This is a genomic window from Micromonospora sp. NPDC049139, from assembly GCF_055586845.1.
The window spans coordinates 1-19872 of record NZ_JBVJHK010000026.1 but is presented as its reverse complement, the minus strand read 5'-3'; the positions used below and the strand labels follow the sequence as shown (position 1 = coordinate 19872).

General features: G+C 71.9%; 14 protein-coding genes. 4 read left to right on the top strand and 10 right to left on the bottom strand.

Features of this window, described 5'->3' with window-relative positions; translation table 11 throughout:
- Positions 1–97: 97 nt before the first annotated feature.
- Together ACZ6Q9_RS30325 and ACZ6Q9_RS30320 are read left to right on the top strand one after the other, a co-directional pair.
- Positions 98–1741 (top strand): fatty acyl-AMP ligase, encoded by a 1644-nt coding sequence (locus ACZ6Q9_RS30325; protein ID WP_393459214.1) that lies wholly within the window; start codon positions 98–100, stop codon positions 1739–1741.
- 23 nt (positions 1742–1764) lie between these two features.
- Positions 1765–4149: an acyl-CoA dehydrogenase family protein gene (locus tag ACZ6Q9_RS30320; RefSeq protein ID WP_396830503.1), complete on the top strand. Its 2385-nt coding sequence runs from the start codon at positions 1765–1767 to the stop codon at positions 4147–4149.
- 91 nt (positions 4150–4240) lie between these two features.
- Here the strand turns inward: ACZ6Q9_RS30320 and ACZ6Q9_RS30315 are convergent, their stop codons facing one another.
- The 3 genes from ACZ6Q9_RS30315 to ACZ6Q9_RS30305 all read right to left on the bottom strand — a co-directional run bounded on the left by ACZ6Q9_RS30315 (position 4241) and on the right by ACZ6Q9_RS30305 (position 9131).
- Entirely contained in the window at positions 4241–6394 is a 2154-nt protein-coding gene (locus ACZ6Q9_RS30315; protein WP_393459220.1) for an MMPL family transporter, read from the bottom strand.
- Between the two features lie 103 nt (positions 6395–6497).
- Positions 6498–8081: a class I adenylate-forming enzyme family protein gene (locus tag ACZ6Q9_RS30310; RefSeq protein WP_396830501.1), complete on the bottom strand. Its 1584-nt coding sequence runs from the start codon at positions 8079–8081 to the stop codon at positions 6498–6500.
- Positions 8082–8486: 405 nt separating this feature from the next.
- A complete protein-coding gene (locus ACZ6Q9_RS30305; RefSeq protein WP_396830500.1) occupies positions 8487–9131 on the bottom strand; it encodes a hypothetical protein in 645 nt (214 codons plus the stop codon).
- A gap of 450 nt (positions 9132–9581) precedes the next feature.
- Between ACZ6Q9_RS30305 and ACZ6Q9_RS30300 the strand changes: the two genes are divergently transcribed.
- Positions 9582–10595 carry a LysR family transcriptional regulator gene (locus ACZ6Q9_RS30300; protein WP_393269078.1) on the top strand — a complete coding sequence of 338 codons (1014 nt, stop codon included), beginning with the start codon at positions 9582–9584 and terminating at the stop codon, positions 10593–10595.
- On the opposite strand, the gene ACZ6Q9_RS30295 is transcribed toward ACZ6Q9_RS30300, so the two are convergent.
- The 7 genes from ACZ6Q9_RS30295 to abc-f form a co-directional block, all read right to left on the bottom strand.
- A complete protein-coding gene (locus tag ACZ6Q9_RS30295; RefSeq protein ID WP_396830498.1) occupies positions 10478–11260 on the bottom strand; it encodes a serine hydrolase in 783 nt (260 codons plus the stop codon). The two genes, ACZ6Q9_RS30300 and ACZ6Q9_RS30295, sit on opposite strands and share 118 nt — an antisense overlap.
- On the bottom strand, positions 11257–12879 hold the full coding sequence (locus tag ACZ6Q9_RS30290; protein WP_396830496.1) for an amidohydrolase family protein: 1623 nt from the start codon (positions 12877–12879) through the stop codon (positions 11257–11259). The genes ACZ6Q9_RS30295 and ACZ6Q9_RS30290 overlap by 4 nt, the downstream gene beginning before the upstream one ends.
- The gene (locus tag ACZ6Q9_RS30285; protein WP_393459232.1) at positions 12879–13643 is read right to left on the bottom strand and encodes an amino acid ABC transporter ATP-binding protein; all 765 of its coding nucleotides are present in this window, start codon (positions 13641–13643) and stop codon (positions 12879–12881) included. Before ACZ6Q9_RS30285 ends, ACZ6Q9_RS30290 begins: the two co-directional genes overlap by 1 nt.
- Positions 13640–14590: an amino acid ABC transporter permease gene (locus ACZ6Q9_RS30280; protein WP_396830494.1), complete on the bottom strand. Its 951-nt coding sequence runs from the start codon at positions 14588–14590 to the stop codon at positions 13640–13642. Before ACZ6Q9_RS30280 ends, ACZ6Q9_RS30285 begins: the two co-directional genes overlap by 4 nt.
- Entirely contained in the window at positions 14587–15474 is an 888-nt protein-coding gene (locus tag ACZ6Q9_RS30275) for an ABC transporter substrate-binding protein (protein WP_393459237.1), read from the bottom strand. The genes ACZ6Q9_RS30280 and ACZ6Q9_RS30275 overlap by 4 nt, the downstream gene beginning before the upstream one ends.
- 141 nt (positions 15475–15615) lie before the next feature.
- The gene (locus tag ACZ6Q9_RS30270) at positions 15616–17229 is read right to left on the bottom strand and encodes an ABC-F family ATP-binding cassette domain-containing protein (protein ID WP_396830492.1); all 1614 of its coding nucleotides are present in this window, start codon (positions 17227–17229) and stop codon (positions 15616–15618) included.
- Between the two features lie 75 nt (positions 17230–17304).
- Entirely contained in the window at positions 17305–18942 is a 1638-nt protein-coding gene (abc-f, locus tag ACZ6Q9_RS30265) for a ribosomal protection-like ABC-F family protein (RefSeq protein WP_396830490.1), read from the bottom strand.
- Positions 18943–19679: 737 nt separating this feature from the next.
- On the opposite strand from abc-f, the gene ACZ6Q9_RS30260 reads away from it, so the two are divergent.
- The coding region (locus ACZ6Q9_RS30260; protein ID WP_393269058.1) for a hypothetical protein at positions 19680–19872 on the top strand (193 nt) is incomplete at its 3' end.

Genomic DNA, 19872 nt, shown 5'->3' with positions numbered 1-19872 from the left:
CGCCCAACACAATCGCCCGTACGGACTCCACAAAGGATCTATGGTCTTTGTCGATCGCTCTGTCTACGCTGTCCCGCATGATTCAGGCGAGATCGAGGTGAGCCGTTTCGTCGATGCCGTCGTCGGCACCGCCGGGCGGTCGTCGGGCGGCATGGTCACCGGCGCCCCCGCGAACCCGGTGCGGCGCGGCTGGGGGCAGTTGCACGAGGCGGCCCGGCGTACGGCGGCGGCACTGGTCGCGGGCGGGCTGGCCCCCCGCCAGGCCGTCGCGGTCCTGGCCGGTGACCCGGGGGAGGTCGCGCGGGTCGCCCAGGGCACGTGGCTGGCCGGCGGCAGCGTGACCATGCTGCACCAGCCGACCCCGCGGACCGACCTGGCCGTCTGGCGCGACGACACGCTGCGTGTCCTGCGCATGATCGACGCCCGTCTGGTGCTGGTGGGCGCCCCGTTCGAGGCGATGGCCGGCGTGCTGCGCGAGCAGGGCGTCCCCCACCGGATGATCGGCGACCTGGACAGCGACCGGGAGTTCACCGTCGTGCCCGCCGCCGAGGACGACACCGCGCTGCTCCAGTTGACCAGCGGCTCGACCGCCGAGCCGAAGGCGGTGCGGATCACCCACCGCAACATCCACGCCAACCTCGTCGACACCGCGGCCCACCTCGAGTGCGGCGACGACGACGTGCTGGTGAGCTGGCTGCCGCTCTTCCACGACATGGGCATGGTCGGCTGCCTGCTGCTGCCCATGTTCACCGGCATCGACCTGGTCATGGTCACGCCCGCGGAGTTCCTCGGTCGCCCGATGGTGTGGGCGGAGCTGATGAGCCGGTACGGCGGCACGATCACCGCCGCGCCGAACTTCGCGTACGCGATCCTGACCCGGCAGCTCGCCCGCGCCGACGCCGGTTCGCTCGACCTGTCCCGGTTGAAGGCCCTGTGCAACGGCGCGGAGCCGATCGACCCGTCGACGGTGGAGGCGTTCGTCGCGGCCGGCGCCCGGTTCGGCCTGCGGCCGGAGGCGGTGAACTGCTGCTACGGCGCGGCGGAGAGCGCCCTGGTCATCTCGCTGTCGGCGCTGTCGGATCCGATGCTCCTCGACACCGTCGACGCCTTGGAGCTGGAGAAGAACCGGCGGGCGGTACCGGCGGGCGACGACCACCCGACCGCCGTGCGCCGGCTGCCCATGCTCGGCGCCGCCCACCCTAGCGTGAGCGTGCGGGTCGTCGACGACTCCGGCGCCGAGCTGGGCGACCGTGAGGTCGGCCGGTTGCAGCTGCGCGGTGACTCGGTGACCCGGAGCTACCTCACCGAGGACGGTCCGGCCCCGGCCCTGGACGACGACGGCTGGTTGGACATCGGCGACGAGGGCTACCTGGTCGACGGTCAGATCGTGGTCTGCGGCCGCCGCAAGGACGTCGTCATCATGGGCGGCCGCAACATCTATCCCACCGACATCGAGCGCGCGGCCGCCGGCGTCGACGGCGTCCGCGACGGCAACGTCGCGGCGGTACGGCTGATGGCCGGCGACGGGGTGGCGCGGGAGTCGTTCGCGGTGCTGGTCGAGTCACGCCTGGTCGGTGACCCGGCCGCCGAGAAGGCGCTCTCCGACGCGATCGCCAACCGGGTCCTCGCCGACGTCGACGCCCGTCCGGCGGAGGTCGTGGTGCTGCCGCCGGGCAGCCTTCCGAAGACCCCGTCGGGCAAGCTGCGCCGCGCGGCGGCCCGCTCGCTCATCCCTCGTTGACCGTCCGCCTCCGGAGGAATTCTGTGCGATCCCTTGACCAGGCCCGTGCCCTCTGCGAGTCGTACCTGCCGGGGCTGCTCGACGGGATGTCGAAGATCCCGTTCGAGCAGCGGGAAGCCTCCGGCGGCGGCACGCTGCCGGTGTTCCGGGCCAGCGGCGGCCCGAGCCTGGTGATCCCGAAGGACTACGGCGGGCTCGGCGCGTCCCCGTTGGACGCGGTACGGGTCACCCGCGCGATCGGCGCCCACGCGCCGTCGCTGGCGGTCGCGACCACGATGCACCACTTCTCCGTGGCGACGCTGTTCACCTTCGCCGAGAGCATCAAGAACTCGGGCATGGAGTGGGCCCTGCTGGAGGCGATCACCAGCCGCAACCTGCTGGTCTCCTCGGGCTTCGCCGAGGGCCGCCCGGCCCAGGGGATCCTCTCCCCCACGATGACGGCGACGCCGGTGGACGGCGGCTACCGGATCAACGGGTCGAAGAAGCCGTGCAGCCTGAGCCACTCGATGGACCTGCTGACGGCCAGCGTGGCGGTGCCCGCACCGGGCGGCGGCCAGCAGACGGCCTTCCTGCTCATGCCGGCCACGCTGCGCGGCATCACCCGGCACCCGTTCTGGGGCAGCAGCGTGCTCGCCGGCGCGGAGAGCGACGAGGTCCGGCTGACCGACGTGTTCATCGAGGAGGAACTGGTCATCCCGACCGAGAACGGCCCGGACGGGATGCTCGACGACCTGCAGACCGTCGGGTTCATCTGGTTCGAGCTGCTCATCACCGCGTCGTACCTGGGCATGGCCAGCGCGCTCGTCGAACGCGCGTTGGCCGCCGGGCGCGGCGCGGTCACCGACCGCGCCGCGCTGGGCACCCGGCTGGAGACGGCGACGCAGCTGTTGGAGGGCGCGGCCCGCGCCATGCAGGCCGGCGAGACGGACAACGACGCGCTGGCCCGCGTCCTGATGGCCCGCTACGGCACGCAGGACGCCATCACCGACGCCGCCCGCCAGGCGGTCGAGATGCTCGGGGGCATGTCGTTCATCCGCTCCCCCGAGGTGGCCTACCTGGTCGCGGCCTGCCAGTGCGTCGCGTTCCACCCGCCGTCGCGGGCCAGCGTCGCGGCGCCGCTGGTCGACTACCTCGACGGCACCCGCCCGTTCATCATGAACGACAGCGCCCCGGCACCGGCCGCGCAGCCATCAGCGGCGCAGCCGTCCGTGCAGGCACCGGCGGTGCCGGCCGCGCAGCCACCGGGCCCGCAGGCGGTGCGGGCACCGGCGGCGCAGTCGTCCGTGGTCCCGCCGGCCGCCGCACCCGCGCCCGGCCCCACGATCGAGCCAGGCCCGGCCCGTGTTCGATCCGCCGACGCGGCACCGGTCACCGTGCCCGGCCCGCGCCCGCAGCCGGTGGTCACGTACAGCCCGCAGCCCGCAGCCCCCCGCACCGACGAGCGGTCGGGGATGACGGCGGACGACGCCGCCGACTGGGACCAGGCGTCCTCCCTGTTCGACGGCGCGGAGGGCATCCGGCTGACCGCACGCGACTGCGACCTGCGGTACTGGTTCGCCAACGTCCCGCAGCGCACACTGCGCGGAAACATCGTGGGCTACTCGCCGGAGCTGGTGACCCCGGAATTCCTGCACGAGCCAGGCCCGCTGCGGGACGCACTGATCCAGGAGGTCGCGTTCCGCGCGCTGGCCGAGGAGCGGGCGGCCCGCGCGATCGGTCACATCGTGGCGTGCGCGCCCGACTCCACGACCGCCGAGTTCTACGCCACCCAGCTGGTGGACGAGACCCGGCACGCGATGATCTTCCGGAACCACCTGCGGAACCTCGGCATCGACGAGCGCGACGTCGCCGCCGTCATCGCCGAGCAGACCGCGCACGACAAGGCGACCATCCTCGACCCGTTGGAGGAGTACGGCATGCCGATCGTGCGCGAGCAGCAGGACTTCGTCGGCGGCGTGGTGCTGCTGACGATCCTGGTCGAAGGGTTCCTCGCCCCGTCGTTCGAACTCAGCGAGCGCAAGTGGCGACCGATCGACCCGCGGATGGCGGACATGGAGAAGGGCGCCGCCATCGACGAGGTGCGCCACCTGGCCGTCGGCACGTCGATCATCCGCGAGCACGTGCAGCGGCACCCCGACGAGAAGGAACGCCTCGTCGAGCTCATCCGCGACGGCATGCGGCTGTGGGAGCAGTTGCCGGTGTCCGACCAGCTCACCCGCTGGGAGAACTGGTTCCAGGAGGGCATCGCCCCGCACCTGGCCACCATCGGTGACTACGAGGTGTGGGACGGGCGACGGCTGGTCGACACCACGCCGGAGGAACGCATCCAGAAGGCTGTCGAGGTCACGAGCATCGTGCACTCCACCCGCCTCACCGACATGGGCCTCGGCCGGGCGCTGATTTACTGATCCTCCGTCCCGTGGCCTGGGGGCGGCTCCCAGGCCACGGGCGCGCCTCACGGCGGGGACTTCCCTGGGCGCAGGCACCGCGGCGCGCGCTCTACGCGGCTGTACGCTCCGCGTCCAGGTGGCTGCTCTCCCCGCGGATCCCCCACCGGCTGTAGAGGGGTCGCAGCGGCCCGGGCACCCACCAGTTGAGCCGGCCGAGCAGCCGCATCGTGGCCGGCATCAACAGCGCCCGGACGATGGTGGCGTCAACGACGACGGCGAGGGCGAGCCCGATACCGATGATCTTCACGACCAGCACGCTCGCGGTCGCGAACGACACGATCACCACCACCAGCAGCAGGGCCGCGCTGGTGATGATCCGGCCGGACCGCTGCAACCCGACCGCGACCGCCTCGGTGTTGTCACCGCTGAGGTCGTAGTGCTCGCGGATGCGCGAGAGCAGGAACACCTCGTAGTCCATCGACAGCCCGAACGCGACGGCGAAGATCAGGATGGGTTGCACCACGTCGATGTTGCCGGTGGAGGTGAACCGCAGCAGCCCGGCGAGGTGGCCGTCCTGGAAGACCCACACCACCGCGCCGAACGCCGCGGTCAGGCTCAGCACGTTCATCAGGATCGCCTTGACCGGCAGCACCAGCGAGCCGAAGGACAGGAACAACAGCACGAACGTGGTGGCCACGACGAGCAGCGCCATCCACGGCAGCCGCTGCGCGAGCATGTCCATCAGGTCGGCGAACCCGGCGGCGTCGCCGCCGACCAGTACCGTGCCGGAGGGCGGCGGTTCGACGCCGCGCACCGCGTCGACCAGCTCCCGTCCCTGCTCGGAGATCGGTTCCGCGTCGAACCGGACGGTGACCCGCGCGGTGTCGCCGGCCAGCCCGCTGACGTCCGCCTGCCGTACGCCCGGCAGTGCGGCCACCCGCTCCACGTACGCGGCGATCTCCTCCCGGGCGGGAGGACCGGTGACCGGGCCGTCCAGGGTGACGATGGCCTCGACCGGCCGGGTGACGCTGTCCGGGAACGACCGCTCGATGGCGTCCTGGACCTGCCGGCTCTCCGCCGAGGCGGGCAGCACCCGGGTGTCCAGCCAGCCGTAGGAGATGCGCAGGAACGGCAGACCGAGGACCACCAGCACGGCGATGACCGCGCCACCGACCAGTACGGGTCGGCGCATCACCGTCCGCGCGATCCGCGCCCACGCGCCGGAGTTCGGGTCGGTGTCGACCGGCCTGCGGCGACGCTCCCGCAGCCGCGGCCCGAACAGGGCCAGCATCGCCGCCATCACGGTCATCGCGAAGAACCCCGCGAGCAGCACTGCGGCGACCCCACCGACGGCGATGGACCGGAGGAACACCTGCGGGAAGACGGCCAGGCTGGCGAGCGCGAGCGCGACGGTCACCGCGGAGACGACGATAGTCCGGCCCGCGGTGACCATGGTCCGCCGCAACGCCGCCGGGACGGGGTGGCCCGCGCCGAGTTCCTCCCGGAACCGGCTGACCATGAACAGGCTGTAGTCCACGGCCAGCCCGAGGCCGAGCAGCGTGACCACGTTGACCGCGAAGATCGAGATGTCGGTGAACTGCGCCAGCAGCCGCAGGCCGGCCAACGAGCCAACGATCGCCAGCACCCCGACGGCGACCGGCAGCAGCGCCGCCAGCAGGTTACGGAAGATGAGCACCAGCAGCAGGAACAGGATCGGCAACGCCAGCGCCTCGGCGCGGGTCAGGTCCGCCTTGCTCTGGCTGTTGACGTCGTCGATCAGCGCCAGCGGCCCCCCGACGGTGACGTCGAGATCCGGGCTGGTCAGGCCGTCCTTGATGGCGAGGTAGTTGGTGAGGCGGTCGTTCTCGGTGGCGCCGGCGATCTGCACCGCCGCGAACGTCTCGTGCCGGTCGGTGCTGACCAGCGCGGGAACCTTGGCCCGCCAGTAGTCGGTCACGCCCTCGACCCGGTCGGCCGGCAGCCTGTCCAGCACGCGCCGGGCGGCGTCGGCGTACGCGGGGTCCTCCACCGTCCAGCGGTCGCTGCCGAACAGCACGACGACGTCCGCGTCGTTGCGTCCGAGCGCCTTGCGTTCGACCTCGTCGGCGCGGGAGCTCTCGCTCGCCGCGTAGGTGAATCCGCCGACGGCCAGGTCGCCGAACGCGCCGGCGCCCCAGGTGCCCGCGGCGACCAGGAACACCGCGGCGCCGGCGATCACCCACCAGCGCGCCCGGTGCGCGAGCCGGCCGAGGAGATCCAACATGGCAGCAACCCTTCGCTCGACCGCGGTGCTCAGGAGAACGACGACGCGGCGCCGGCACAGTCAGGACCGGCGCCGCGTCGATGTGATCACAGGATGGTGATGATCAGGTCCAGCGCCCGATGCCGATCGCCTGGGCATCGGAGAGCAGCTTCTCCCGGAGCGCGACCCGGCGGATCTTCCACGTGCCGGTTCGCGGGAACTCGTCCCACTTTATCTGGATCGGCGGGGCCATCGGGCTCAGGTCCGCGACCGCCCGCTCCCAGTCGCCCTTGTCCAGCGGAACGTCGTCCGCGGTGCTGACCACGGGCACCGGCAGGTCACCGGCGACCGGGAGGACGATGACCTCGGTGGTGTAGTCGATCCGGTCGAGGATGAGGTCCTCGAACTCGATCGCGCTGCCGCCGGGGATCCGGTCGATCTCCCGGTCCACGATCCGCACGGCGCCCCACTTGTTGATGACCGCGAGGTCGCCGGTGTTCCACCACCTGCCGTTGCACTTCAGGTCGTGCCGGTCCTGCTCGCCGACGTAGGCGAGGCACCGTCCCGGCTGGTCGATCTCGATCAGGCCGACCTGGCCGCGCGGGACCTCCTTGCCGGTCTCCGGGTCCACCGCCCGCATCTTGGCGTGGAACGGGATGGGCCAGCCGATCAGCTGCGTCGGCGGCGGGCGGTGCCCCTTGCGGCGTACGACGAAGCGGAAGAACGGCCGGATGCACAGCGCGCCGTTCTCGCTCTGGCTCCACGACTGGACCCAGATCGGGAACCGGCGCTTGGTGGCGGCCATGAAGGTGCGGATCGTACGGGTGTGGATGGCGTCGAACGAGTTGACGTACTCGCGCACGTTGCTGAACAGGCCGGCGGGGTCGCGGGCCAGCGGCTCCCAGGCGAGGTAGATGTTCGGCAGCGCCTCCACCAGCGTCGGCTTGTGCTCGGCCAGCAACTCCCGGATCCTCGGCGAGAGCGGGTCGGACAGGTAGAGCACCCGCGGGCCGACCGCGGCCATCGCCAGCTGCATGGTGGTGAGCCGCTCGTGCGTGTAGGGATCGCAGAACGCCACCGTGTCGCTGCGCCGGAGCCCGAACCTGGGCCACCGCTCGGTCTCCACGATGGCCATCGCGTAGATGGACTCGGCGGAGTGCATGACCAGCTTGGGTATGCCGGTGGTGCCGGAGGTGTGGGTGATGACCACCGGCTCCTTGAACTCGCGCATGTTCGGCTGGACCGGCGGCGCGTCCTTGAAGTCGTCCAGGTGCAGCACGTCCGGCCGGTCCGCGACCGCGTCGACGCTGATCGTCCGTACGGTGAGCTCCGCCACCACCTCCGGGGTGATGCCGCACTTGTCGAGGTGCTTCTGGTCGGTCAACAGGAACGGCCGTTCCAGCCGCTCCAGCATCGGGATCATCGCCTCGGGCCCGTAGGAGCCGGAGAACATGCAGGGAATGGCGCCGATCCGGGCGATGGCGCAGCCGAGGATGACGATGTCCAGGTGGTTCTGCTTGAGGATCGCCACCCGGTCCCACGGGCGCACGCCCGCCTTGTGTAGCCAGGCCGCGGCGCGATCGACGAGTTCCGCCCACTGGGTGTAGGTGCGGGTCTCGGCTCCGTCGGGGTCGATGTCCGGCGGGCGGTCGACGATGACCAGCTCGTCCGGGGCGGTCTTCGCCGCCACGTGCCAGGTCTCGCCCATCTTGGAGTGCTTCGGTACGCGCGAAAAGGGGCTCAGCCGACGGCGCCACCGGGTGGGCGTGAACTCGGTGAGGAACCGCGGAATGGGCCGCTGCGGCTCGATGTCGTCGCCGGCGACCGTTGAATCGGCGGGTGAGGCCACGAGCGCGTCCTCCTGTTCTCGGGGCTTGGGGAGGTCAGCTGACGACGAATGATCATCGGCCGTCCAATTGGCCGGTAACGATATCGACATTGTCCGCCGTAGACCAGATCTGGGTGGACGGAAATCCGACCCCGAACGCATCCGGCCCCCGAGCCGTCCGACCAGTGTGGACAGACCGACGACCGGCCATAATGCCCCGTCGGCGACCTGGCGGGACGCGAGCACCGGCACCCGCGCTGGACCTGGATCTGAAATGGGGTGTCGTTACATACGGACGAGGTCGTGGGCCCGCGCCAGGTCGTCCCCCCAGGACGTGGCGTGGTCACGCTCGAACGCCCGAAACAGCCGGTCGCGGACCGACTCGCGGCGCAGCCAGGCGGCAAGCGCCGCCGACCTCCGGTCCGCGAAGTCGAGTCCGTTCACCGTGGCGGCCAGGTGGCGATCCGCCGCCGAACTGAGCGTGACGTCCCAGACATCGAGGAACCGCTCGGCGCTCTCCCCGCCGGCCACGACCGCGTCCAGGAAGGTGGCCGGGTCGAGAAACGAACCGACCTGCGACGGGTACGCCGCAAGCAACGACCGCCACACCGCATCCAGGTAGCCGTCGATGGCGCCCTGCTCGGCTTCGGGCCAGGTGCGCCACTGCTCGCGAGGCAGCTTGCCCAACACGATCCCCGGGTCGAGTTCGGTGGAACTGACCATGCGCTCCAGCAGCAGGGGCAGCAGACTCTTCAGGTCGTCACCGCTGCCGACCGTGTTGCCGAGGCTGATGGTCAAGGAGAACAGGTCGTGATCGTCGACCGGCACCGGTCCTCGGCAATGCGGGCAGCCCTCGAGCATCGCCCTGCGCGGGTACCGGGCGAACGCCTCCTGAAGGCCCGCCACCGCCACAGACAGATCGCCGTCCACCGGTCCATCCTCCCAGGGGCGGCTCGGGCTGGGCTGCCGGCACACGGCTGTTCGCAGTTCGGCCCGACTGCCGCGGCCGTACCGCGGCAGCCGGGCCGGTCACCGTCGGTTCTCAGCAGGCTGGTGCGCCGACGGGTCCCCGGCCGCTCCACGCGTACCAGTCACTGCCCGACACCCACGTCTTCTGGATCAGGTCGGCACCACCTGTTACCGCCCCTGGGTGCTCGCCGACGGATGACCATTGATGCTGCCACCACGATCCGCCCAGTTGTACCAACCATTGTCCCTCGTCCACATCAACGACAGCCGCACTTGACTGATCTGTAGTCTCGGCGGGTCGGCGGTGCCGTCGGTCGGCGTGGAGCAGGCTTGGGCGGCGTGCGAGAGTGTGGGCCGGGCGGCGGTCGACGGCTGACCGAGCGCCCTAGAGCAGGGGAAGGCAGCCCGCCGATGTTCAACACCGCACGCCTGCAGGTCGTCCTCGAGATCGCCCGCCACGGCACCATCGTCGCCGCCGCGGAGCAGCTTCGGCTGAGCCCGTCCGCGGTCTCCCACCAGCTCGCCACCCTCGAGCAGGAGGCCGGGGTGGCGCTGGTGGAGCGGGGGCCGCGCAGCCTGCGGCTGACCGCCGCGGGCCAGCGCCTGGCGGACTACGCGCAGCAGATCGCCGATCTGATGTCGGCCGCCCGGGACGAACTGGCCACCCACGGCAAGGGCCGCCAGGGACTGCTGCGGATCGGATTCTTCGCCACCGCCGGCACCGAGCTGCTGCCGCGCGCCCTGTCGAGCTACACCCGCGACCATCCGCAGGTGGAGCTGGCGCTGATCCTGGGGCAGCCGCACGAACTGCTGCCCCGGCTGCACCAGGGTGAGCTGGACCTGGTGGTGGTCTTCGACCATCCGCTGAGCCCGGCGCAGAAGTCGCCGCACACGAAGGTCCAGCCGCTGATGGTGGACCCGCAACTGGTGGTGCTCCCCGCCGACCACCCGCTCGCCGGACGGCGGCGGCTGCGGCTCGCAGACCTTGCCGCCGAACCGTGGATCACCACCCTCGGCGTGCAGGGTGAGGTCTCGGTGCTGGAGCTGGCGGCGCGGGCCGAGGGCTTCCCGCCGCGGGTCCGCTGCCGCAGCGACCACTACGAGGTGGTGCTGGGCCTGGTGCGGGCCGGTGTCGGGGTGGCGCTCGTGCCGTCGCTCGGCCTGGGCGATCCCGGCGGGGTGGCGGTGCGGCAGCTCGCCCACGCGAATCTGCATCGGGAGATCGGCGTGGCGCTGCGCCCCGGCAACCCCAATCCGGTGGTCGGCAGCTTCGTCGAGCGACTGGCCGGCGCGGCGGCGACGCTCAGTCAGGAGCTGTCCGAGCGGTGGGCCCCGGCGAGCCGGTCGACCGCCGCGCCCCAGCGCCGCAGCTCGGCCAGGGCCTCTCGCTCGGCCCCGGGCTCGAACGCGGCGATCACGGCGTAGACGACGGTGTGCCGGCCGGACACGATCCCGGTGTCGGCGCGTACCCCGGTGTCGGTGCCGGTCTTGTTCTCCACCCGGGCGCCGTCACTCGACCACGGGTCGTGGTCGACGGAGTCGGCGACCATCGTGCGGTCGGTGTTGCCGGCGAGCCAGCCGCGCAGCAGCCGACACGCCTGCGGGCTCTGCCAGGTCCCCGTCGCCACGTCCGCGAGAAAGGCGCAGAGCTCGTGGGCGGTGCCGGTGGCGAAGGTCCGCGGCACGTCGGGGCCGCGCTCGGCCCGGATCCGGTCGTGCACGGTGGTGTCCCGCAGCCCGGCACGGCGGGCCAGCTCCTGCACGGTATCGAGGGTCACCAGCCGCAGCAGGGCGTTGGTGGCGGCGTTGTCGCTGACCGCGGCGACCGCCGTGGCCAGGTCGGCGACCGTCCATCGCCGAGGGGACAGCCGGCCGAGCAGTCCGGTGCCGCCGACCTCCCGGTCGGCGTCGAGCAGCTCCACCGGCTGGTCCGGCGCGAGCGTGGCGTCGGCGAGCCGCCGGGCCACCTCGGCGAGGAGCAGCACCTTGCCGACGCTGGCCAGCGGCAGGGCAAGGTCGGGGTCGGCCGAGACCGTGCGGCCGTCGTCCAGCCGGCGCACCATCGCCCCGACCCGCACCGCCGGCCTCATCGCGGCCCCGGCCGGGCGGGCCGCCGGCCCGGCACGGCCAGCACCCGGCCCGGCCGCGCGTCGGTGACCTCGCCGCCGTCCACCACGATCCGGCCACCGACCACCACGCACCGCACGCCGTGCGGAGGCGCCAGCGGATCGTCGTACGTGGCGCCGTCGGCGACCCGCTGCGGGTCGAGGACCACCAGGTCCGCGGCGTACCCGTCGGCGAGCAGCCCGCGGTCTGGTAGGCCGAAGCGGCGGGCGGGCATCGCCGTCATCTTGTGCACCGCCTCCGCCAGCTCCAGCAGTCCCACGTCACGAACGTAGTGGCCGAGGACCCGGGCGAAGCTGCCCGCCCACCGGGGGTGCGGGCGGCCCCCCTTCGGTACGCCGTCCGAGCAGAGCATCGTCAGCCGGCTGGCCAGCACCCGGCGTACGTCGTCCTCGTGCATCGAGTGGCTGAGGATGGTGACGTCGCCGCGTTCGGCGGCCAGCAGGTCGCAGGCGTAGTCGACCGGGTCGACGCCACGCGCGGCGGCCAGCTCGGCGATCGTGTGCCCCTGGGCGTCGGTGTTGCGCGCGGCGGACGCGACCCGGATCAGGTCCCAGCCGCCGTTTCCCACGGTGTTCTCCCAGCCCGGCACCCCGGCGACCAGGTCGGTCCGGATCCGGTCGCGGACCGTCGGATCGGCGACGGCGGTGAGCATCGCGGGCACCCCGTCGGCGATCAGCCACGGCGGCAGCATCGCGTGCAGGGCTGTGCTGCCCGCGGTGTACGGGTAGACGTCGCAGGTGACGTCGAGTCCCTCGGCGCGCGCCCGTTCGAGTCGGGCGAGGGTGCGGACGGTGGCGCCCCAGGCGCGCCGCCCGGCCGTCTTGTGGTGCGAGACCTGCAGCGCTGCCCCGGCCGCGGTGGCGATCTCGACGGCCTCCTCGAGGGCCGACTCGACCTGGGACATCTCGTCACGGAGATGCGTCACGTACGGCTTGCCGTGCGCGGCCGCGACCCGGGCCAGCGCGATGACCTCGTCGGTGCCGGCGTTGACGCCCGGGGAGTAGATCAGGCCGGTCGACAACCCGGCCGCGCCCGCGGCGAGCGCCTCGTCGAGCAGCCGGCACATCCGCCGGGTCTCCTCGGGCGTGGCCCGCCGTTGGGCGAAGCCGACCACCGCGGCGCGTAACGTTCCGTGTCCGACGAGGGCAGCGAGGTGGTTGCGCCGGGCCACGCCCTGCGCGTCGGCGAACTCGGCGAACGACGCGTACGCCGACGCGGGCGGACCGAAGGTCGCGGCGAGCAGCTCCCGCACCGGGCCAGCGCGTTCGGGTGGGACCGGGAAGGGGCTGATCCCGCAGTTGCCGCAGATCTCCGTGGTGACGCCCTGGAGCAGTGGCGCCCGGCGCAGCACCTCCCGCTGCGCGTCGTCGCCGGCGAGCAGGTCGGAGTGGGTGTGCACGTCGATGAAGCCCGGGGTGACGGCCAGCCCGGTCGCGTCGATGACCTCGCTGGCGGGCGCGCGACCGCCCGGCGGCAGCAGCACGATTCGTCCGTCCCGGACGCCCACGTCGGCGGGGCGGGCCGGCGAGCCGCTGCCGTCGATCACGTCCCCACCGGTGACCAGCAGGTCCAACCGCGTCATCACAGCACCTTGGACAGGAAGGCGCGGGTACGGTCGTGCCGCGCCGCGGCGAGCACCTCGCGGGGTGGCCCCTGCTCGACGATCAGGCCCTCGTCCATGAAGACGAGGTGGTCGCCGACCTCCCGGGCGAAGCCCATCTCGTGGGTCACCACGATCATGGTCATCCCGCTCGCCGCGAGGTCCTTCATCACCTCCAGCACCTCGCCGACCAGTTCCGGGTCGAGCGCCGAGGTGGGCTCGTCGAAGAGCATCAGCTTCGGCGACATGGCCAGGGACCGCGCGATGGCCACCCGCTGCTGCTGGCCGCCGGAGAGCTGTGCCGGGTAGTGGTGGGCGCGGTCGGCCAGGCCGACCCGGTCGAGCAGGTCGGCGGCGCGCCGTCGCGCGTCGGCCGCCCGGACGCCCTTCACCGCGACCAGGCCCTCCATCACGTTCTCGAGGGCCGTGCGGTGCGGGAACAGGTGGAAGCGCTGGAAGACCATGCCGATCGACTCGCGCTGCCGGCGCAGTCGCGCGTCCGGCAGCGGTCGCAGCCGGCCACCGTGCTCCTCGTACCCGATCAGCTCGCCGTCGACGTAGACCCGACCCGCCTGCGGCTCCTCGAGGTGGTTGAGGCAGCGCAGCAGGGTGGATTTGCCGGATCCGGAGGGGCCGACCACGCAGACCACCCGGCCGCGTTCGATGGTCAGGTCGATGCCGCGCAGCACCTCCAGGCGGCCGAAGCTCTTGCGCAGGGATCGGCACTGCACCATCGGCGGGGTCATCGCGCGCTCCCCGTGAAGCGCAGGTTGCGGGTGATCCGCCCGCGCAAGGTGCCCGCAGCGGTCGCGCCGAAGCCGCGGCTGAACCGGCGCTCCAGGTAGTACTGGCCGATGCTGGCGACGGTGGTCAGGACCAGGTACCAGATGGACGCGACGATCAGCAGGGCGATCACCTCGAAGTTGGTCAGGTAGAGCCGCTGGGCGACGGTGAGCAGGTCGGCGCCGGCGATCACCGAGACGAGCGAGGTGGTCTTCAGCATGGAGATGAACTGGTTGCCGGTCGGCGGGACGATGATCCGCATCGCCTGGGGCAGCACCACCCGCTTCATGATCTTCATGCGCGACATGCCCAACGCCGCCGCGGCCTCCTGCTGGCCGGGGTCGACCGAGCGCAGGCCGGCCCGGACGATCTCGCTCATGTAGGCGCCCTCGTTGATGCTCAGCCCGAGCAGCGCCGCGACGAATCCGGTGACCAGGGTGTTCGTCTCCCAGGTCACCAACTTCGGGCCGCCGAACGGCACGCCCAGCCCGATCTCGGGGAAGATCAGCGCGATGTTGAACCAGAAGATCAGCTGCACCAGCAGCGGCGTGCCGCGGAAGAACCAGACGTATGCCATGGCGCCGGCGCGCAGGGTACGGCTGTCGGAGACCTGCATCAGCGCCACGATGACGCCGAGCACCACGCCGATCGCCATGGAGGCGGCCGTGAGCTGGACGGTGACCCAGAGCCCTTCCAGGATGACCGAGTCGAACTGGTACTCGACGACGATGTCCCAGTGCAGGTTCGGGTTGATCGCGATGGTCCAGGCCAGCCAGGCCAGGATCAGGACGGTCGCCCCGGCGGCCAGCCAGCGCCCCGGTCGCAGCGGGTGGCTGATCCGGTTCACCTCCGGGCCGGCGGGCCCGGCCGGAGCCGGGCCCTTGACGGTCGCATCCACCGGTGTGCTCATTTCTGGTCGTTGACCGTCGCGGTCTGCACACCGCTGCCCTGCACGCCCCACTTCTCGAGGATCTTGGCGTAGTCGCCCGTCTCGATCAGCTCCTGGAGGGCCCGCTGGACGGCGTCCCGCAGCTGGCTGTCCTTCTTGTCGATCGCGATGCCCCACGGGCCGGCCTCGTACTGGGCCTCCAGGACCTCGTACTTGCCGCTCTGTCCGGCGAGCATCTTGGCCACCGGGTAGTCGACGATGGTGGCCACCGCGCGCCCGGCGTCGATCTGCAGCAGGCCGGTCGGGGCGTCCTCGCTCTGCGAGATGGTCATCTTCTTGGCGCACGAGGCGTTCTGCTTCTCCCCGATGGCGAGGTTGGAGCTGCCCTTGGCGAGCACCACGGCCCGGCCGCACAGGTCCGCCAGATCCTTCACCCCGGCCGGGTTGCCCTTCGCCACCATGATCGCGCCGCCGGCCTGGAAGTAGTCGACGAAGTCGACGGCCTTACGGCGCTCCTCGGTGTCGCTCATCGAGGACATTGCCAGGTCCCAGCGGTCGGCCTGCAGGCCCGGGATCAGGCCGGGAAAGCTGGCGTTGGTCATCTCCAGCTTCAGGCCGAGCCGCCCGGCGATCGCCGCCGCCAGGTCCGGGTCGACGCCGGTCAGCTCCTGGGTCCCCTCCTTGTACATCTCCATCGGCGGGTAGCCCTCGGCGGTGGCGACCCGGAGCACACCCTTCTCCTTGAGGGTGGCCGGGACCAGGTCGGCAGCCTTGGCGTCGGCGGCGACCGAGGCGGAACCACCGGCCTGCGGCGTCTGGCCGCTGGTCGACCGTCCGCAGCCGGCGACGGCGAGTGAGAGTGCGGCGAGACCGACGACAACGCGAAGCGCACGCTTCCTGACCACCGGAAACCTCCTGCCTGAGACGATGGCGGGGACCCTATCGGGGATCAGCCAGCATGAACAGCCCGAATGCTTTGCGGGGTGAGCATCGAATTACTCGATGCTCACCCCGCGTTCGCCGTGCAGGCCGTGGCAGGCACCCGTTCAGGTGCCGCGGAGTTGGATCTCGCGGCCGTGCCACCTGGAGCGCAACCACCGGTCGTGGCTGGCGACCACGACGGCGCCGGGGCTGCCGCCGAGGGCGTCCTCCAGCTCGTCACAGAGTCGGGGCGAGAGGTGGTTGGTGGGCTCGTCGAGCAGCAGCAGGTCGGGTGGGTCGGCCACCAACAGGGCCAGGGCGAGCCGGCGTCGCTGGCCGACCGACAGCTCGCCGACCGGCCGGCGCGCGTCGTGGGCGGTGAGTAGACCGAGGTCGTCCAGCGGTACGTCGTCGGCGCGTACCTGGCCCAGGACGTCGGCGTAGATCTCCTCGGCGGTGCGCTCGGGCCGGTCGAACACCGTGTCCTGGGTCAGTACGCCGATGCGCAGGTCGGGGCGGCGCCGGACGTCACCGGCCGAGTCCAGTCGGCCGGCGAGGACGGCGAGGAGCGTGGACTTGCCCGCACCGTTGGCGCCGGTGACCAGCAGCCGGTCGGTGGCGGCGAGGTCGAGACGGTCGAGGGTGAGTCGGCCGGGTATCCGCACGTGACGCAGGCTGACGATGGTCCCGTCGGCGGTGGCGGTGGCGAGCGCGGTGGCGCGGAACCGCAGCGGTTCGGGTGGTGACGCGACGGCGGTACGTTCGAGGTCGTCGAGCCGACGGCCGGCGGCCCGTACCCGTCGGGCAATCTGGTTCTGCACCCTGCCGGCGGTGTGGCCGTATCCCATCTTCTCGTTGTCGCGCCGGTCCCGGCCCGGCGCGACCTCGTGCGCGGTCACCGCGACCTGCCGGCGTAGCTCGGCCAGTTCCTCCTGCTGCTCGGCGTAACGTCGCTGCCAGCGCTCCCGCTCGTTGCGCTGGTGAGCCAGATAGTCGCGGTAGGTGCCGCCGAAGCGGACCGGGCCGGCGACAGCGGGGTCGAGGTCGATCAGGTCGGTGCAGACCGCGTCGAGGAAGGCCCGGTCGTGGCTGGCTACGACGACGGCTCCGGGCAGGTCGCGCAACTGCTGCTCGAGAAAGGCCGCCGCGGCGTCGTCGAGGTGGTTGGTGGGTTCGTCGAGCAGCAACGCCGAGGGCCGGCGGATGAGCAGGGCGGCGAGCGCCAGCCGGCCACGCTGGCCGCCGGAGAGCGCGGCGAGCGCCCGCTCCGGTGCCACATCGCCGAGACCGAGTGCCGCGAGGACCATGCCGGCACGTCGCTCGGCGCCCCAGGCGTCGATGTCCTGGGCGCGGTCGAGCAGATCGCCGTAATCGGCGAGCAGCCGTTCGTGGTCGGGTGTGTCGTCGGCGGTGCCGGCGAGCCGGTCGGCGAGCCGATCGAGGTCGGTGAGGACGGCACGGGCCTCGCGCAGGGCGTCGTCGCGCACGTCCGCCACGGTCGCGGTCGGGTCGTAGGGGGCTTCCTGCGGCAGGTAGCCGAGGTCCGGTGGGCGAACGACGGTGCCGGCGTCCGGTTCGTCCGCACCGGCGAGCACGCGGAGCAGGGTGGACTTGCCGGTGCCGTTCTCGCCGATCAGGCCGATCCGGCGGCCGGGGGCCGCGGTGAGGGAGACCCCGTCCAGCACGCGACGGCTGCCGCGGGTATGGACGAGGTCGTGAGCGAGCAGTGCTTCGGGCATGGAGGGTCACCTTCGGGGTGCCCCCGGGCCACGGGCCGGCACGGCCCGTGGCCCGGAGCAGGGCGGAGTCGGCGGTCAGGCGCGGTCGGGTGCGGGAATCTCGCGCAGGTGACCGTCATCGAGGCGGAGCCACCGCTGCACACCGATGTCGGTGAGGAACCGTTCGTCGTGGCTGACCACCACGAACGCACCCCGGTAGGCGGTGAGGGCGCTGCCCAGTTGGCCCACGCTGACCAGGTCGAGGTTGTTGGTGGGTTCGTCGAGCAGCAGCAGGTGGGGTGCCGGCTGGGCGTAGAGGACGCAGGCGAGGGTGGCGCGCAGCCGTTCGCCGCCGGAGAGCACGGCGGCGGGGAGGTGGGCTCGGGCGCCGCGGAACAGGAACCGGGCGAGCAGGTTCATCCGTTCGGCCTGCGGCCGGTCGGGGGCGTACGCGGCGAAGTTCTCCGCGACCGTCCGGTCGAGATCCAGCAGGTCCAGGCGTTGCGACAGGTACGCGACGCGGCCGGCGGCGCGGTGCACCTGCCCGGCGTCCGGGTGGAGGTCACCCTGCAACAGACGCAGCAGGGTGGACTTCCCCGCGCCGTTGGGGCCGGTCAGCGCGATCCGCTCCGGTCCCCGGATGGTCAGGTCGGCGCCGTCGCCGGCGAAGACGGCCCGGTCGCCGTGGTGGACCTGCATACGCTCGCCGGCGAACACGGTGCGGCCGGCGGGAACGGTGGTGTCGGGCAGGTCCAGGGTCAGGGCCTGGTCGTCGCGCAGCGTCCGGCTGGCCTCGTCGAGCCGGGTCTGGGCCTCGCTGACCCGGTTGGCGTGCGCCTGCTGTGCCCGGCCGGCCGACTCCTGGGCGCTGCGCTTGAGCCCACCGGCGACGATGCGGGCCAGGCCGGCGTTGCCGAGGTTGCGGGCGGCGTTGCTGGCCCGGCGGTCGGCCCGCTCCCGGGCCTGCTGCATCTCCCGCTTCTCCCGCTTCACGTCCTGCTCGGCGCTGCGCACGGTCCGCTCCGCCGCCTCGCGGGCCACGCGCGACGCCTCCTCGTACGCGGTGAAGTTCCCGCCGAACAGGCGCACCTCACCACGGTCGAGCTCGGCGATGCGGTCCATCCGGTCCAACAGGACCCGGTCGTGGCTGACCACCAGCAGACACCCGGACCAGCCCTCCAGCACCTCGTACAGCCGGTGCCGCGCGTCGATGTCGAGGTTGTTGGTCGGCTCGTCCAGCAGCAGCACGTCCGGGCGCCTGAGCAGTTGCGCCGCCAGGCCGAGCGACACCACCTGCCCGCCGCTGAGCGTGCGCAGACGTCGGTCCAACCCCACGTCACCGAGGCCCAGCCGGTCGAGTTCGGTGCGGCTGCGCTCCTCCACGTCCCAGTCGTCCCCGACGGCCGTGAAGTGCTCCTCCGCCGCGTCACCCGCCTCGATGGCGCGCAGTGCCGCGAGGGTCGCGTCGACCCCGAGCACCTCCGCGACGGTCAGGTCACCGGCCAGGGGCAGGTCCTGCGGCAGGTAGCCGAGCACACCCTCGACCGTCACGCCGCCACCGGTCGGGGTGAGGTCGCCCGCGATCAGCCGGAGCAGGGTCGTCTTGCCGGCGCCGTTCGGAGCGACCAGGCCCGTACGGCCGGGCGGCACGGTGAAGGACAGGTCCTGGAAGACCGGAGTGTCGTCCGGCCAGGAAAAGGACAGGTTCGTACAAACAATGCAGACGTCAGACATCGGGAGACACCCTCGGAAGAGAGCCGGGGACGCGACAGACACCCCGGTCGGGCAGACAGGTCTACGACGAGACACGCCGCACCGGCGCAGGCCGGCAGGCGGCCGGGGCCGCTCACCCCGAGATGTCGTCGTCCCCCGTCACCACAGTCCGCTCCCTCGCACTCTCATCGCGGTCTCCGCCGCGCAGCACCAGCTTAACAACTTCCAGAGTGGCACCGGCACGGCAACCGCCTCGCCGGAGAAACGCCTGGGTTTGGGCCGATGATCCGCGAAGCCACCCGCTTGAGCGCGTCTAGGAGACGACGGAGTGGTAGCGGTGCCTCAGATGCGGTGGTGCTCGTACCCGACGTGCTTGCTGGAGCGAAGGGCGGGATGGGCAACCATCCCGCCCTTCTAGGCCTGTTTCAGAAGTGACCGGGCTGCTCGGCTGGGTCGTGAGCCCGATACTCAGGCTGCCTGGCCATCCTGACCATCATCGCCGCCCAGCAGGCCAGAGCGCGCTGGTCTGCTGGAGGAGGAGCCGGCTCTTACTGGGGGCGAGCATTGGAATGAGTTCCTCGCGGCGTTGGCGGAGCACCTGGCGGCCAAGGATGGGCGTGGTGCACTGAGACGCGGTCGCTGCGGCGGTTCTGGTTCCCCTTCACCACGCTTGCTGCTCGGGTAGACGCCGTGATGCATGCTCCGGCGGCGTTCCGGCGGCGTGGCGTATACGTGTCGGCGCAGGAGTTGAACGTCGCATGAGCTTTGACCATCCTCTGTTGGAGCGCGCCGCGATCGAAGACGCCTTCGGGCGGCTGGGTGACCGGTTGGCCAGTCGAGGGTCTCGGGGGCGATGCTGGCCCTGGAAGCGTGCGGCCAACGTGCCGTACCTGGTGGAAGGGGTGGTGGCGGCTGAGGTGACGGCGGGGAATTGTGAGCGGCAACTTGTGG